This is a genomic window from Pusillimonas sp. NJUB218 (genome assembly GCF_003788685.1).
GTDB lineage: Bacteria > Pseudomonadota > Gammaproteobacteria > Burkholderiales > Burkholderiaceae_B > Neopusillimonas.
Genome location: NZ_NQMK01000005.1, coordinates 41867 through 56366 on the forward strand (window position 1 = coordinate 41867; position 14500 = coordinate 56366).

Consider the following 14500-nt stretch of genomic DNA (forward strand, 5'->3'; position numbering starts at 1 on the left):
ATTAGGTAGGTACTTTACGCAGCATTTCGATGCCGGTAACGCCGGAGGCGATTTCGCGCAGTGCCGTTACGGTGGGTTTGTCTTTGCTTTCGATGCGCGATTCGTGACCTTGGGCCAGCTCGCGCGCACGGTAAGTTGCTGCCAATGTCAGGTTGAAGCGGTTAGGGATTTTGGCGAGGCAATCTTCTACGGTGATACGGGCCATGGTGTGATGTCCTTGGTAAACAATGGGTTACGACGACTTAATTTGCCGTTGGGCTGATGCCCAGTTGGGAAAATAATTGAGCATGGCGTGCCGCTTGTGCCGGGTAGCGCAAACGGGCTGCCGAAATGATTTGCGAGAGCTGTGTTAAAGCGACGCTAAATTCTTGATTAATAATAACATATTGGCATTCTGAAGCATGCGACATTTCGCTGCCTGCGGCCAGTAAACGCTTGGTGATGACATGGGGGGCGTCTTGCCCGCGCTTTTTAAGGCGGCTTTCGAGAGCTTCGATGGACGGCGGCAAAATAAAAATGCCTATGGCGTCGGGAAAGTGCTTTTTGATTTGGCGCGCGCCTTGCCAGTCGATTTCGAGGAGTACATCACGCCCGGCGCGTGTGGCTTCTTCGATGCGGTCACGTGGGGTGCCGTAAAAATTGCCATGGACTTCGGCCCATTCGAGCAGCGCGTTGTTGTCGCGCATGACGAGGAATTCGTCCTGGGTGACAAACCGGTAGTGTTGTTCGTCGACCTCGCCGGGGCGGGGGGCTCGTGTGGTGCACGAAATAGACAGCATAATGCTGGAGTCTTGATCGAGCAGGGCGTTGACCAGGCTGGACTTGCCTGCGCCGCTGGGTGCAACCACCATGAATATTGAGCCGGAAGAAATCGTCATGACAGATTTACGTTAGCGTGAAGGGCGTGAGCATAGCATTAGCCAGCCAGCGGCGCCTGACCGAGCGCTTCGAGGGTCGCTTCGTAGGCGGCGGTGTCGGCGCACAAAAAAACGGCCGCATCATTCAGGTTCATGTTGAACGCGATGTCGCGCACCTGGTTTTCGGCATCGTCGGCGGTCTCGATGGCCGTGACGTGCCAGTCATTGGCCTGCTGATAGGCCTCGGGAGAGACGAATTCGGCCACCAGGTGGATGTCGGGTGCGCTGACAACCACGTAGGCGGTAAAAGTCAGGTCTTCGATGATGACATCGAGGATAAGGCCCTGGGGCAGGGCGGACACGATCTGGCTGGATACTTTCATTGCTGGATTGTAACTTACGCGCGGGGGGCATTGCGCGTCTGGCCCCTGAAAATGCTACGCTAGTGCGCTTTTCTCTAGTCGTGATTTGACCACAATGAAATTAGCTACCTGGAACGTCAATTCGCTTAAGGTCAGGCTGCCGCAAGTAATAGCCTGGCTTGAGGCCAACCCTGTCGATGCGCTTTGCTTGCAAGAGCTGAAATTGCCGCAAGAAAAATTCCCGGTTGAGGCGCTGGCCGAGCTGGGCTACAAAGCCAGTTGGGCAGGGCAAAAAACCTACAATGGGGTAGCGGTGCTGTCGCGCGAGGTCGGCACCGACGTGCAAGTTAACTTGCCTAACTTCGAAGACCCGCAGCAGCGCGTGATAGCAGTGACCCTGCCGTCTGTTGTAGGCGATATCCGTGTCATCAGTGCCTACTGCCCTAACGGGCAGGCCGTAGATAGTGATAAATACGCCTACAAGCTTGAGTGGTTTGCTGCGTTGCACGATTGGTTGCGCGACGAAATGCAGCGCTACCCTAGGCTCGCCATTTTGGGCGACTATAACGTAGCGCCCGCCGATGCTGATGTGCATGATCCGGCCAAATGGGCGGGCGATGTTCTTGTGTCCGAACCTGAGCGCGCAGCTTTCCAGCGCTTGCTGGCGCTGGGGCTTACCGACGCCTTCCGCTTGTTCGAGCAAGAAGAGAAGTCATTTAGTTGGTGGGACTACCGTCAGTTTGCCTTCAGACGCAATGCCGGCTTGCGTATCGATCACGTCTTGCTGTCGGCGCCTCTGGTGCCGCACTGCGCCGCGTGCATCATCGATAAGACGCCGCGGCGCAATGAGCAACCGTCCGATCACACGCCGGTGGTGGCTACGCTCGATTTCAAGGGGCTGTCATGACCAAGCTGGCGCCGGGGCCTGCCGACGAGCCGACGCTGTCGGAGTTTGATGGCGTACGGTATTTGCACTTTGGCTCAGAGTGGGTACAGGGGGCCATGCGAGTCAAGCGGCCCGCCGAGCTGGTGCTGGCCTACACGCAGCAAATGATGAGCTGGTTGCTGTTTTTAGAGCCGACCCGAACCGATACATTGGGTTTTATGGGCCTGGGTGCCGGGTCGTTGTTACGCTTTGCGCACAAGACAACGGCTTCGCAACTGATCACTGCCGAATGGAATCCTGCTGTTACAGCGATCTGCCGCGCTTATTTTCGCTTGCCTGAATCAAAGCGGTCGGTGATTGATCATGACGACGCCGCTCTTTGGGTGGCGCGCCCCGAAAACGTAGGGCGATTTCGCGCGCTTATGGTGGACTTGTACGATGCTGAGGCGCAAGGCCCTGTGCGCGACTCCCTTGCGTTTTATCAGGATTGTTATCACGCGCTGGATGACGTTGGCGTTGTGACAGTGAACCTGTTCGGCGACCATGCCAGCTTTCCAAAGAACATCCAACGGATTCGCGAGGTCTTTGACGGACGGGTGATCGAGCTGCCGGAGATTGACGCTGGCAATCGGGTGATACTGGCCTTGAAAGGACCGTTGCTTGATGTCTCGGTGGCCGAGCTACTTGACCGCGCCCATGTCGTCGAGCGCGATTACGGTTTGCCGGCTGTGCAGTGGGCACGTTCTTTGTTGTCGCAGACTCGGTCTACAGGCCGTGCGAGCTTTTAATCTGTTTTTAAGGTTTCAGTAAAATAGCGTTCATTATTTTCAGGAGAACCTCTATGCGGTCAGCAATGATTAAACCTGTAATGGGCGCCGTAATGGCCCTGGCCCTCGCGTTGCCTGCCTTGTCGGGGGCCCAGTCGGTCGCCGTCACTTCCATTGTCGAGCATCCCGCGCTTGACTCGCTGAAAGATGGCGTCAAAGCAGCACTAGAAAAGGCTGGGTTTACCGAAGACAAAGGCCTGGAGTGGCAGTTCCAGACGGCGCAGGGCAATACCGCTATTGCGGCACAAATTGCCCGTAAGTTTGTCGGTGACAAGCCGGACGTCATTGTTGCTATTGCCACGCCGTCGGCGCAAGCTGTCGTGGCGGCCACCAAAAACATTCCAGTGGTCTATGCGGCAGTGACTGACCCCGTCGAAGCTCAGTTAGTGCCGTCGTTCGAGCCCTCGGGCACCAACGTTACCGGGGTCTCCGATCAGCTTGAACTGACGCGTCAAATCGAGTTGATCAAACAGGTGGTGCCCAACGCCAAAACAGTGGGTATGGTGTACAACCCCGGCGAGGCCAATTCTGCGGTAGTTGTGCGTCAGATGCGTGAACTGCTGCCCGATTACGGCATGACTCTGGCCGAGGTCAGCGCGCCACGTACGGTCGATGTGGGGGCCGCCGCGCGCAGTCTTATCGGTCGTGTCGATGTTATTTATACCAGCACCGACAACAACGTGGTTTCGGCCTACGAGGCGCTGGTCAAAGTCGGTAACGACGCTCAGATTCCGCTGGTGGCTTCCGACCCCGACAGCGTCAAGCGGGGAGCAATAGCAGCGCTGGGTATCAATTATTACGACCTGGGGTTGCAGGCTGGGGCTATGGCGGTCGAGATCCTGAAAGGGGCCAAGCCCGGCGAGATGCCTTCTCAAATGGGCGAAAAGCTCGAGCTGCACCTGAACCTGGACGCCGCCAAAAAGCAGGGGGTGACGTTGTCGCCTGACCTGATCAAATCGGCGGCAAACGTCATTCAATAAATTCACATCTGGCCGGGGTAGCCCCGGCCCGGAGCTGGCATGTCCATTTATTCGATGTGGGGGGCTCTGGAGATCGGCCTTATTTTTGGCCTGGTCGCCTTGAGCGTCTTGATTTCTTTTCGCATACTGCGTTTTCCCGATCTGACCGTCGACGGCAGCTTTCCGTTGGGCGGCGCTGTAGCTGCGGTACTGATTGGCGCTGATGTCGATCCGTTTATAGCAACTCTGGCGGCTATGGCCGCTGGTGCCCTGGCCGGCGCCCTGACGGGGTGGCTAAATATTCGGCTCAAAATTATGGATTTGCTGGCCAGTATCCTGGTCATGATCGCGTTGTATTCGATAAATTTGCGTGTCATGGGCGCACCCAATATCCCGCTCATCACCGACCCTACGGTCTTCACCGAATTGCAACCTCAAAGCCTCGATGACTTTGTCTTCCGGCCGTTGCTGATGGTGCTGATCGTGCTGGTGGTCAAGCTGCTGCTCGATGCCTACTTGGACACCCAGTCGGGTCTGGCCATGCGGGCTACGGGCTCCAACCCGCGCATGGCGCGGGCTCAGGGCGTGGCTACCGGCTCAATGGTCATACTGGGGCTGGCCATCGCCAACGCGCTTTGTGCGCTGGGCGGTGCATTGTTCGCACAGTCGCAGGGCGGGGCTGATATCTCCATGGGTATCGGTACCATTGTCATTGGTCTGGCTGCTGTCATTGTCGGCGAAAGCGTTTTGTCGTCGCGCCGTATTCTGTTCATGACCCTGGCCGCCATTTTGGGCGCTGTGCTTTACCGGTTCTTTGTGGCGCTTGCCCTTAACGCCGACTTTATCGGTTTGCAGGCGCAAGACCTTAATTTGATTACGGCTGTGCTGGTGACCGTGGCTCTGGTCATCCCGCTACTTAAAAAGCGCCTGCGTTCGGGCATCAAGGGGTAATGTCATGCTGAAAGCACAAGACCTTCACATTACGTTTAATGCCGGAACGCCCATCGAAACTCGTGCACTGCGCGGTTTGTCGCTCGACATTCCGACAGGGCAGTTCATTACGGTTATCGGTTCCAACGGGGCGGGCAAATCAACCTTGCTCAACGCCGTTTCGGGTGATTTATCCGTTGATTCGGGCAGTATCGTCATCGACGGCACTGAGGTCACCCGCGCACCGGTCTGGGCGCGCGCTTCACGCGTGGCGCGGGTATTTCAAGATCCGATGGCGGGCACTTGCGAAGACCTGACGATCGAAGAGAATATGTCGCTGGCGTTTTGTCGGGGGCAGCGGCGCGGTTTGACGCGAGCTGTGCGCAAGGCACAACGCGAACAGTTTCGGGCCGCCCTTGCAACGCTGGGTCTGGGGCTTGAAAATCGGCTGACCGATCGTATTGGGTTGCTGTCGGGTGGGCAGCGCCAGGCAGTCAGTCTGTTGATGGCGACGTTGCAGCCTTCGCGAATCTTGTTGCTCGACGAACATACGGCCGCGCTTGATCCGCGTACGGCAAACTTTGTCATCGACCTGACCCGCAAAATTGTGCACGAGCATAAATTGACTACGCTGATGGTCACGCACAGTATGCGACAAGCGCTTGATGTCGGAGATCGCACAATCATGCTGCATCAGGGTAACATTGTGCTCGATGTTTCCGGAACAGAGCGCGAGGGTATGGACGTGCCCAAGCTACTGGCCATGTTCGAGCGTGTGCGTGGTGAAACGGTGTCTGACGACGCCCTTTTGCTAGGGTAATTCAGCGGTACTTCGCACGTTTGCGCCTTGTTTCGGTCTGGTCAAACTTGCTTGTGTGCAGTAAAGTTTTGTAATGAATTCGCCATTACTGTACTGGTGGGTTTCGTGATATACTGCTTTTTTACCAAACCTTACAGGCCCGGCGTGCGCCCGCACAGCCGGGTTTTAGCCGGAGCCGTTACATGCCAAATCTTCTGCTGCCCGCTCTGCAGAGTAAAGCACGCCTAGCTGTACTTTTTTCAGTTCTTACCCTGGTCGCTTGCGGCGATCCCCCAGCACAGGGCCCTGGCGGCATGAAGGTTCCGGTCAGTGTCATTACGGTCGAGCCCAAGGCGGCCACTGTCACCGTCGATTTGCCCGGCCGCGTCTCTGCGCTGCAAGACGCCCAGGTCAGGGCTCGGGTTACCGGTATAGTTACTGCTATCAATTTTCAGCAAGGGTCCAACGTTAAAGAGGGCCAGCACCTTTTCACTATAGACCCTGCACCTTACAAGGCCGTGCGCGACCAAGCGGCGGCTCAGCTGCAGCGTTCCCAGGCCGATGCCCGTAGTGCAAGGCTATTGGCTAATCGGTATGCGCGTCTGGTCAAAGATCGTGCTGTCAGCCAGCAAGAATATGACAACGCCATGGCCGCTGCCGCACAAGCCGATGCCGCCGTTGCTGCGTCCAAGGCTGCCCTGCAGTCTGCCGACATCGATCTGGGGTACACAAAAGTGACGTCGCCTATCGCCGGTCGTATTGGCAAAGCCTATGTCACTGAAGGTGCCCTGGTCAGTGCAGCCGAGGCTACCATGCTGGCCGATGTCCAGTCATTTGATAACGTTTATGTCGATATCACGCGGTCTACGACACAGCTTGCTCAGCTGCGCAAGGCCATTGCCAGCGGCGTTTTGACGCAGTCCTCAGACGGCAGCACGCAAGTCAGGGTACTGCTCGAAGACGGCACCGAATACGATCAAGCTGGTAAGTTGTTGTTCTCGGGTGTCTCTGTCGATCCGTCTACCGGTCAGGTCAGCTTGCGTGCCGAAGTGCCTAATCCCGACCAAATTCTGTTGCCGGGCATGTATGTGCGTGTGCGGCTTGATCAGGGTGTTGACGAAAAGGCCTTGCTTGTACCTCAGCAAGCAGTACAGCGCGACACCAACGGAGACAGCTCTCTGGTCATCGTACAAGAGGGTGTAGCCAAGACTGTGCCGGTGACGGTCGGGCCGTCGGTTGGCGGCAGCTACTTGATCACAAAAGGGGTCTCGGCTGGCGATGTCGTGGTCGTTGCAGGTTTCCAGAAGATCCGTCCAGGCGCACCGGTTGCGCCGCAACCCTGGAATGCTGATGCACAAAGTTCGGGCGCAAACCCGCAAGGGCAGGCGCCTAAGCCAGCCGGCGACGGCCAGGCCGACGCTGCGCCAGCCAAAGACTAATCCAGACGGTCGGGGCACACCGGGTGTGCCCCTTTCAAATCGAATCTAGAGTAAGCGCACATGCCACAGTTTTTTATCGAAAGACCGGTTTTTGCCTGGGTTGTTGCTTTGGCCATTACGCTGGCCGGCCTCCTGGCGATTCCGAATATGCCGGTATCGCAATACCCCGAAGTTGCGCCGCCTGCCGTGTCCATTCAAGCCAGTTACCCTGGCGCATCGGCAGAAGACGTCGCAAACTCGGTGGCCAGTGTCATCGAGAACGAGCTCAACGGGGCAACCGGCCTGTTGTACTACGAGTCGGTCAGCGACTCATACGGCAATGCACAAATCACGGCGACCTTTGCACCCGGAACTGACCCTGAACTTGCACAAGTTGATGTGCAAAACCGCATTTCGAACGTAACGGCTCAATTGCCTGCGGCGGTGATGCAGCAAGGGCTTCGGGTCAGCAAGGCCAATTCCAACTTCTTGTTGGTGGTCGCTTTGTCGTCCGACGACGGCTCAATGGACCAGGTCACGCTTGCCGATTACATCTCGCGTAATGTCCAGAACCCGATTTCGCGCGTGCCGGGTGTGGGCGACTTCCGTTTGTTTGCCGCGCCCAAGGCCATGCGCATCTGGGTCGACCCGGCCAAAATGGTGGGTTTCAATCTCAGCATGTCCGAGGTCAATGCAGCAGTTGCCCAGCAAAACACGCTGATTTCTGCTGGCATTCTAGGCGCCCCGCCAAACCCCGATGATCAGCGGGTGTCGGCGCCTATTGTGGTCAACGGTGAGTTGTCCTCGGTTTCCGACTTTGAGAATATTGTGCTCCGGGCGAATCCAGACGGGTCAAGTGTCAAAGTCAAAGACGTTGCGCGGGTCGAAGTAGGTTCCGACAACTATCAGTTCGGCGCTCGTCTTAATGGCAAAACCACGGCGGCCTTTGCGGTGTCGCTGGCGACAAATGCCAATGCCTTGTCGACAGCCGAAGGCGTCAAGCAACAAATGAAAGAGCTGGCCAAATTCTTCCCGGCCGGTGTTACATACTCCATTCCTTACGACACAACACCTTACGTACAAATCTCTATCGAACAGGTGGTTCACACCTTGTTCGAGGCGATGGTGCTGGTGTTCATCGTGATGTTCGTGTTCTTGCAGAACGTGCGCTATACGTTGATTCCGGCGCTGGTGGTGCCCGTATGTGTGCTGGGTGCGTTTGCGGTCATGTTGGCCGCGGGGTTCTCTATCAACGTGCTGACCATGTTTGCCATGGTGCTAGCCATTGGTATTTTGGTTGACGATGCCATTGTGGTGGTCGAGAACGTCGAGCGCATCATGGTGGAAACCGGCCTGCCGCCCAAAGAGGCCACCAAGCTTGCCATGCCGCAAATCAGCGGCGCCGTGGTGGGCATGACGCTGGTACTGTCCACGGTGTTTTTCCCGTTGGCGTTCATGAGCGGTTCGGTGGGCATTATTTACCGCCAATTCTCGATCGCCATGGCGGTATCCATTTTGTTCTCGGGCTTTTTGGCGCTGACCTTCACGCCGGCTTTGTGCGGAACTTTGCTCAAGCCTATCGCCAAGGGCGCGCACCACGAGAAAAAAGGTTTCTTTGGTTGGTTTAACCGTTCCTTCGACCGCGTTACGCATCGCTACGAGGGGTGGGTAGGTCGCAGTCTCAAGCGCACCGGCCGGATAATGCTCATTTATGTTGTGCTGCTTGGGGCATTGGGTTTCTTTTACACCAAGTTGCCCACGTCGTTCTTGCCTGAAGAAGACCAGGGCTACCTTATTGCCAACATGGAGCTGCCTTCGGGGGCAACGTCGAACCGGACCATGGAAACCATCGAGCGTGTCGAGCAGTTCTTTATGAATGACCCGCGCGTTGAAAACGTGGTGACGGTGCAAGGCTTCAGTTTTAACGGCAATGGTCTGAATGCCGCCCTGGCCTTTGTGCCCCTGAAATCCTTCGAAGATCGGCCCGGCCCGGAGAACTCCGCCCAGGCGGTTGCCGGCAAGGCCACGCAAAGTTTGTTGTTCGGTCTGCCCGATTCCATGGTATTCGCCATTGTGCCGCCGGCCATTTCTTCATTGGGTAACGCGTCGGGGTTCGATTTGCGCCTGCAAGACCGTGGCGGTATTGGTCACGAGGCGCTGATGGCGGCTTCGCAGCAACTCTTGCAGCTGGCACAGCAAAGCCCCATTCTTGCCAATACCCGTATCACGGGTCTGGGTGCGGGCCCCGAACTGCGCCTCGATATCGATCGTGACAAGGCGGCTGCGCTTGGCGTGAGTTTCAGCGAAGTCTCCACCATGATTGCGACGTCGCTTGGTTCTTCCTACGTCTCCAAGTTCCCGAACGCGGGTCGTATGCAGAATGTCTGGGTGCAGGCTGACGCGCACGCTCGTATGTCGGTTGAAGACGTTCTCAAGCTGAACGTGCGTAACAATCAAGGCAAGATGGTGCCGTTGTCGTCCTTCGTGTCCACCACCTGGGATCAAGGCGCGGTTCAAGTCGTTCGCTATAACAGTTACGAATCCATTCGTATTGGTGGCGGTGCCGCGGCCGGTTATTCCACCGGCGAAGCCATGGCCGAAATCGAACGCCTGATTGCAGAGTTGCCGCCGGGAATCGGTTATGAATGGACGGGCCTTTCTTACCAGGAAATCCAGGCGGGCAGTCAATCCATTATTCTTATGGGTCTGGCCATGCTTGTGGTTTTCCTGTTGTTGGCCGCGCTGTACGAAAGCTGGGCGATCCCGTTGTCGGTCATGCTCATGGTGCCGTTGGGCATGCTGGGCGCCGTCGGTCTGGTCTCAGCGCTGGGCATGTCCAACGACGTGTACTTCCAGGTCGGCATGATTACCGTAATTGGTCTGGCCGCTAAAAACGCCATTCTTATCGTCGAGTTTGCCAAAGATGCCTATGCCGATGGCAAGGGTCTGGTCGAATCAACAATCGAGGCTGCCAAGCTGCGTTTCCGTCCCATCCTCATGACGTCGTTCGCCTTCATTTTGGGTGTGGTGCCATTGGCCATTGCCACCGGAGCGGGCGCAGCCAGCCAGAACGCGGTGGGTCTTGGGGTGCTAGGGGGCATGTTGGCCGCCACGCCTTTGGCGATGGTCTTTGTGCCGACCTTTTTTGTAGTCATCATGACGATTTTCAAGACACGCCCTAAACTACTGGGCAAGCCTTCACAACCGACTCAGGAACCCCAGACCGGCAACGATGGGGGGCAAGCATGACACGTTCTACATTGAAATTTGTTTTGGCGCCGGTGCTAGCCAGTCTGGTGCTCGCGGGCTGCTCTTTGGCCCCCAAGTACGAGCGTCCGGTCGCGCCGGTGCCGGGTATGTTCCCCAACGCGCCGACATCACCGGCGGCCATGCCGGTTAGTGCTTCGGCCGACCTGGGCTGGCGTGAATTTTTTCGCGATCCGCAGCTGCAGTCGTTGATTCAGGTAGCCCTTGAAAATAACCGTGACTTGCGTATCGCTATCGACCGAGTCGAAGAGGCACGCGCTTTGTTCGGCATTCAGCAAAGCGAGCGGTTGCCTACCATCGGCGTTGGCGGCAACGCGTCTATTCAAAGCATGCCCGACGACCTGCGTGCAGGCGGGGCGTCGGCGCCCAGCGTTACCCGGGTCTATCAGGCCGGTGTAGGCATTACCTCGTTCGAGCTCGATTTCTTCGGTCGGGTACGTAATTTGTCTGAAGCGGCTTATCAGCAGTTTCTGGCTTCCGAGCAGGCGCGCCGCACGGTACATATAACGCTCGTTTCGCAAGTGGCCGAAAGCTATTTCAGGTTACGCGCCATCGAGCAGCAGCGGGCTTTGGTCGAGCGCACGCTCAAGGCGCGTCAGGCGTCTTATGACCTGATCAAGCAACGGTACGACGTTGGCGTTGCTGGGTCGCTTGATTTGTACCAGGCCAAGAGCCAGCTTGACTCGGTACGTGCCGATCTACAAGAAATTCGTCGGGCTGAACAACTGGCGCAAAACGCCTTGTTGCTGGTGTTGGGCACAACACCGTCCAACTTGCCGCAGGCAACGGCGTTTAGTCAAGATCAGTTGCTGGCGCAAATTCCGGTAGGCTTGCCGTCCGATTTGCTCACGCGTCGTCCCGACATCATTGCGGCCGAAAACGGCTTGTTGGCCGCCAACGCCAATATCGGCGCAGCCCGGGCAGCATTCTTTCCCAATATCTCACTGACCGGCATGCTGGGTTTTGCCAGTGGTGCCATGGGTGGGTTGTTCAGCGGGGCTAACCGTTTCTGGTCATTTACCCCCCAATTGACGATGCCGCTTTTCTCGGGCGGTGTCAGGGGTAACCTCGACCTGGCCGAAGCGCGCAAAAATATTGCCGTCTCGCAATACGAAAAGTCGATTCAAACGGCGTTTCGTGAAGTGGCCGATGCTTTGGCGGGGGAAGCGACCTATGCCGAACAATTGAACGCATTGCGCGACCTCGAAACATCGGCGGCTGAGTCCTTGAAAATTGCGCAGTTGCGCTACGACAATGGTATTGACAGCTTCCTGCAGGTGCAGGCTGCCGAAATCACTTTGTATAACGCGCAGCGCAGTTTTCTGGATACCGGGCTGAACTCGCTGATGAACCGTGTCGAGCTTTACAAAGCGTTAGGCGGCGGCTGGCTCGAAAACTCGGCGGCGCCATCGGCAGCAGCCCCCGAAGCAAGTAAAGACGCATCATGATCGAGCTCGGCGTCAATATCGACCATGTCGCCACGCTGCGCCAGCAGCGTCACACGGCCTACCCCGACCCTATCGAAGCGGCTGTGCGCGCAGAGCAGGCCGGGGCAGACCTCATTACCTTGCATTTGCGCGAAGACCGCCGGCATATTCAAGATGCCGATGTGTTTGCTATTCGTCCGCGTTTGTTGACGCGTATGAATCTGGAGTGTGCCATTACGACGGAAATGCTGGACATCGCTTGCCGGGTGTTGCCACAAGACGTTTGTCTGGTACCCGAGAAGCGTGCCGAATTGACCACAGAAGGCGGACTCGATGTCCGAGGCCATTTCAGTCAGGTGCAAGCGGCGGTCAAGCAGTTGGCCGATGCAGGCATCAGGGTGTCGTTGTTTATCGACCCTGACGCTGAACAGATCGCCGCGGCCCGCGAGGCGGGTGCGCCTATTATTGAAATACATACGGGTGCGTTTGCCGAAGCGGCCGAGGGGTCGACCGAGCAAGGCAGTGAACTCGAACGCATACGGGCGGCCATTGTTGCTGGGGTATCGCATGGTCTACGGGTTAATGCGGGCCATGGTTTGCACTATGGTAATGTGCATCACGTGGCTGCTTTACCCGGCGTGTCCGAATTGAATATCGGGCATGCCATTGTGGCTCGCGCTGTTTTCGATGGCTGGGAAAAGGCGATTCGCGACATGAAGGCGCTCATGATTCGGGCCGCGCAAACGGGCTAAAACTTTAAGGATTATGCATGTCATCTGTTAGTGCTGTTGATTTTCTGTTGTCACGTCAATCGAACAAGTTTGTACAAGCGCCGGGGCCTACCGATGCGCATCTCGATCTTATTTTGCAAGCCGCCATGCGCGCGCCCGATCATGGCAAGTTGCGCCCCTGGCGCTTTACGCTGATTCGTGATCAGGCCGTGGGCAAGTTTGCCGACCTGGCCATTGGTGCTACCCGTCGCGCAGGCAAGCCTTTAACTGACGAAAAAGAAGCCTCTATTCGCAGTTGGCTGGCCAAGGTGCCTTTATTGGTGGGCATGGCTTGCCGTATCGACCACAGCAATACCAAAATCCCCGAGCACGAGCGTGTGCTAGCCGTTGGGGCGGCTGCCACCAACATGCTTAATGCAGCGCATATGTTGGGCTATGGGGCATTCTGGAGCACTGGCCTGGGGACTTATGTAGATGAGGTCAACGAAGCTCTGGGTTACGACGGCCTTGATTACCTATTCTTGGGGTATCTGGCTATTGGCACACCGATCGGTACGCCTGATCCGGTCGCACGTCCCGACTACCAAGATTTCGTGACTGAATGGAAATGAGCCAGACCCGTCGTACCGATGTCGCCGTTATCGGTGCCGGCACGGCAGGCATGGCCGCATATCGTGCGGTCAAGGCAGCAGGACTAAGCGCGTTGCTGATCGAGGGTGGCCCTTATGGCACCACATGCGCCCGCGTGGGTTGTATGCCGTCCAAACTGCTTATTGCTGCCGCTGAAGCAGCGCATCATGCGCGACATACCGCGCCGTTTGGCGTTCATGTCGATGGTCCGATCCGTATCGACGGTCATCAGGTCATGGAGCGTGTCAAATCAGAGCGCGACCGTTTTGTCGGGTTTGTGCTTGACAGCGTTAATGGTATCCCGACATCAGATCGCTTGCGTGGCTATGCCCGTTTTATCGGAAATACGCAGTTGCAGGTAGGCGACAACACGGTTGTCGAAGCGTCGCGTGTCGTTATTGCTACGGGCTCTTCGGCGGTTGTGCCCGATATGTACGCTGGCCTGGGCGATCGCGCCATTATCAACGACGACGTATTTGCCTGGGACACCTTACCCGATAGTGTTCTGGTTGTCGGCCCCGGGGTGATTGGCCTTGAACTGGGGCAGGCGTTGGCTCGTCTGGGCGTGCGCGTGACCGTCTTGGGGCGCAGCGACGGCCTGGCGGGCATTTCCGATCCTGCCGTACGCGGCAGTGCCTTTCAGGCGTTCAGCGCAGAGTTCCCGCTGTGCCTGAATGCCGAGGTGAGCTCGGTTGAGCGCAGCGATCAAGGGGTTCGTGTTCAGTATCGCGATCGTCGTGGGCAACACACCGAACACTACGATTATGTTTTATTGGCCGTCGGACGTCGCCCCAACGTTGCAGGCCTTGGGCTTGAGAACACGCTGGCCGAACTCGATGATCGAGGCATGCCCGCATTTAACCGGCAAACGCTGCAGCTTGATGGTGTGCCTGTATTTCTGGCTGGCGATGTCAACGCGCAATGGCCACTGCTACACGAAGCGGCAGACGATGGCCGTATCGCCGGGCAGAATGCGGCGGCGTATCCTGCGGTATCGGCGGGTACGCGACGGGCACCGCTGTCGGTGGTGTTTACCGACCCTCAGGTCATGCATGCTGGTTTGCGGTTCAATCAGTTGCCTGACAGAGGCGTTGTTATTGGCGAGGTTGACTTTGCCGATCAAGGGCGTTCGCGGGTTATGCTCAAGAACCGTGGCCTGTTACGTGTGTACGCCGAGCAGCAAACCGGCAGGTTTCTGGGGGCTGAAATGGTCGGCCCGGCGGCCGAGCACCTGGGTCATTTGTTGTCGTGGGCTTGCCAGCAAGGCATGACGATTTCACAAATGCTTGATATGCCGTTTTATCACCCGGTGATTGAGGAAGGCTTGCGCACGGCATTGCGAGACGCAAATCGACAAATCAGTGCCTGATTAAACGGCGGGGCCATTTTTATGCGAACCGTGGGCTG

14 protein-coding genes are annotated in these 14500 nt (G+C 57.2%); 11 read left to right on the top strand and 3 right to left on the bottom strand.

Translation table 11 applies throughout. The features are described from left to right. Nucleotide 1: 1 nt before the first annotated feature. From rpoZ to CHR62_RS07885, 3 genes are read right to left on the bottom strand one after another with little or no spacing between them, the layout of a single operon-like run. On the bottom strand, nt 2-205 hold the full coding sequence (rpoZ, locus tag CHR62_RS07875; RefSeq protein ID WP_123660548.1) for a DNA-directed RNA polymerase subunit omega: 204 nt from the start codon (nt 203-205) through the stop codon (nt 2-4). A 37-nt stretch (nt 206-242) separates the two neighbouring features. After that, nucleotides 243-878: a guanylate kinase gene (gmk, locus tag CHR62_RS07880; protein ID WP_123660549.1), complete on the bottom strand. Its 636-nt coding sequence runs from the start codon at nt 876-878 to the stop codon at nt 243-245. 38 nt (nt 879-916) lie between these two features. After that, nucleotides 917-1240: a hypothetical protein gene (locus CHR62_RS07885; protein ID WP_123660550.1), complete on the bottom strand. Its 324-nt coding sequence runs from the start codon at nt 1238-1240 to the stop codon at nt 917-919. 94 nt (nt 1241-1334) lie between these two features. Between CHR62_RS07885 and xth the strand changes: the two genes are divergently transcribed. The 11 genes from xth to CHR62_RS07940 all read left to right on the top strand — a co-directional run bounded on the left by xth (nt 1335) and on the right by CHR62_RS07940 (nt 14462). Next, complete coding sequence (gene xth, locus CHR62_RS07890) at nt 1335-2126, top strand: exodeoxyribonuclease III (protein WP_123660551.1); 792 nt, start codon at nt 1335-1337, stop codon at nt 2124-2126. Beyond that, complete coding sequence (locus CHR62_RS07895) at nt 2123-2893, top strand: spermidine synthase (RefSeq protein WP_123660552.1); 771 nt, start codon at nt 2123-2125, stop codon at nt 2891-2893. The genes xth and CHR62_RS07895 overlap by 4 nt, the downstream gene beginning before the upstream one ends. Before the next feature lie 53 nt (nt 2894-2946). Continuing rightward, entirely contained in the window at nt 2947-3912 is a 966-nt protein-coding gene (locus tag CHR62_RS07900) for an ABC transporter substrate-binding protein (protein ID WP_370318047.1), read from the top strand. A gap of 39 nt (nt 3913-3951) precedes the next feature. Beyond that, nucleotides 3952-4842 (top strand): ABC transporter permease, encoded by an 891-nt coding sequence (locus tag CHR62_RS07905; RefSeq protein WP_123660553.1) that lies wholly within the window; start codon nt 3952-3954, stop codon nt 4840-4842. A 4-nt stretch (nt 4843-4846) separates the two neighbouring features. Beyond that, nucleotides 4847-5641 carry an ABC transporter ATP-binding protein gene (locus CHR62_RS07910; RefSeq protein WP_123660554.1) on the top strand — a complete coding sequence of 265 codons (795 nt, stop codon included), beginning with the start codon at nt 4847-4849 and terminating at the stop codon, nt 5639-5641. Between the two features lie 182 nt (nt 5642-5823). Beyond that, on the top strand, nt 5824-7059 hold the full coding sequence (locus CHR62_RS07915) for an efflux RND transporter periplasmic adaptor subunit (protein WP_123660555.1): 1236 nt from the start codon (nt 5824-5826) through the stop codon (nt 7057-7059). Nucleotides 7060-7119: 60 nt separating this feature from the next. After that, the gene (locus CHR62_RS07920) at nt 7120-10287 is read left to right on the top strand and encodes an efflux RND transporter permease subunit (protein ID WP_123660556.1); all 3168 of its coding nucleotides are present in this window, start codon (nt 7120-7122) and stop codon (nt 10285-10287) included. Further along, a complete protein-coding gene (locus CHR62_RS07925; protein WP_123660557.1) occupies nt 10284-11753 on the top strand; it encodes an efflux transporter outer membrane subunit in 1470 nt (489 codons plus the stop codon). The genes CHR62_RS07920 and CHR62_RS07925 overlap by 4 nt, the downstream gene beginning before the upstream one ends. Beyond that, the gene (locus tag CHR62_RS07930; protein WP_123660558.1) at nt 11750-12484 is read left to right on the top strand and encodes a pyridoxine 5'-phosphate synthase; all 735 of its coding nucleotides are present in this window, start codon (nt 11750-11752) and stop codon (nt 12482-12484) included. The genes CHR62_RS07925 and CHR62_RS07930 overlap by 4 nt, the downstream gene beginning before the upstream one ends. A gap of 17 nt (nt 12485-12501) precedes the next feature. Next, nucleotides 12502-13074, top strand: coding sequence for a nitroreductase (locus CHR62_RS07935; protein WP_123660559.1), 573 nt, complete (start codon nt 12502-12504; stop codon nt 13072-13074). Further along, nucleotides 13071-14462 carry a dihydrolipoyl dehydrogenase gene (locus CHR62_RS07940; RefSeq protein ID WP_123660560.1) on the top strand — a complete coding sequence of 464 codons (1392 nt, stop codon included), beginning with the start codon at nt 13071-13073 and terminating at the stop codon, nt 14460-14462. Before CHR62_RS07935 ends, CHR62_RS07940 begins: the two co-directional genes overlap by 4 nt. Nucleotides 14463-14500 lie beyond the last annotated feature (38 nt).

What these genes read in the sequence shown, in the direction of transcription:
- rpoZ (WP_123660548.1), bottom strand. Translation starts at nt 205, where the DNA reads ATGGCCCGTATCACCGTAGAAGATTGCCTCGCCAAAATCCCTAACCGC.
- gmk (WP_123660549.1), bottom strand. Translation starts at nt 878, where the DNA reads ATGACGATTTCTTCCGGCTCAATATTCATGGTGGTTGCACCCAGCGGC.
- CHR62_RS07885 (WP_123660550.1), bottom strand. Translation starts at nt 1,240, where the DNA reads ATGAAAGTATCCAGCCAGATCGTGTCCGCCCTGCCCCAGGGCCTTATC.
- xth (WP_123660551.1), top strand. Translation starts at nt 1,335, where the DNA reads ATGAAATTAGCTACCTGGAACGTCAATTCGCTTAAGGTCAGGCTGCCG.
- CHR62_RS07895 (WP_123660552.1), top strand. Translation starts at nt 2,123, where the DNA reads ATGACCAAGCTGGCGCCGGGGCCTGCCGACGAGCCGACGCTGTCGGAG.
- CHR62_RS07900 (WP_370318047.1), top strand. Translation starts at nt 2,947, where the DNA reads ATGCGGTCAGCAATGATTAAACCTGTAATGGGCGCCGTAATGGCCCTG.
- CHR62_RS07905 (WP_123660553.1), top strand. Translation starts at nt 3,952, where the DNA reads ATGTCCATTTATTCGATGTGGGGGGCTCTGGAGATCGGCCTTATTTTT.
- CHR62_RS07910 (WP_123660554.1), top strand. Translation starts at nt 4,847, where the DNA reads ATGCTGAAAGCACAAGACCTTCACATTACGTTTAATGCCGGAACGCCC.
- CHR62_RS07915 (WP_123660555.1), top strand. Translation starts at nt 5,824, where the DNA reads ATGCCAAATCTTCTGCTGCCCGCTCTGCAGAGTAAAGCACGCCTAGCT.
- CHR62_RS07920 (WP_123660556.1), top strand. Translation starts at nt 7,120, where the DNA reads ATGCCACAGTTTTTTATCGAAAGACCGGTTTTTGCCTGGGTTGTTGCT.
- CHR62_RS07925 (WP_123660557.1), top strand. Translation starts at nt 10,284, where the DNA reads ATGACACGTTCTACATTGAAATTTGTTTTGGCGCCGGTGCTAGCCAGT.
- CHR62_RS07930 (WP_123660558.1), top strand. Translation starts at nt 11,750, where the DNA reads ATGATCGAGCTCGGCGTCAATATCGACCATGTCGCCACGCTGCGCCAG.
- CHR62_RS07935 (WP_123660559.1), top strand. Translation starts at nt 12,502, where the DNA reads ATGTCATCTGTTAGTGCTGTTGATTTTCTGTTGTCACGTCAATCGAAC.
- CHR62_RS07940 (WP_123660560.1), top strand. Translation starts at nt 13,071, where the DNA reads ATGAGCCAGACCCGTCGTACCGATGTCGCCGTTATCGGTGCCGGCACG.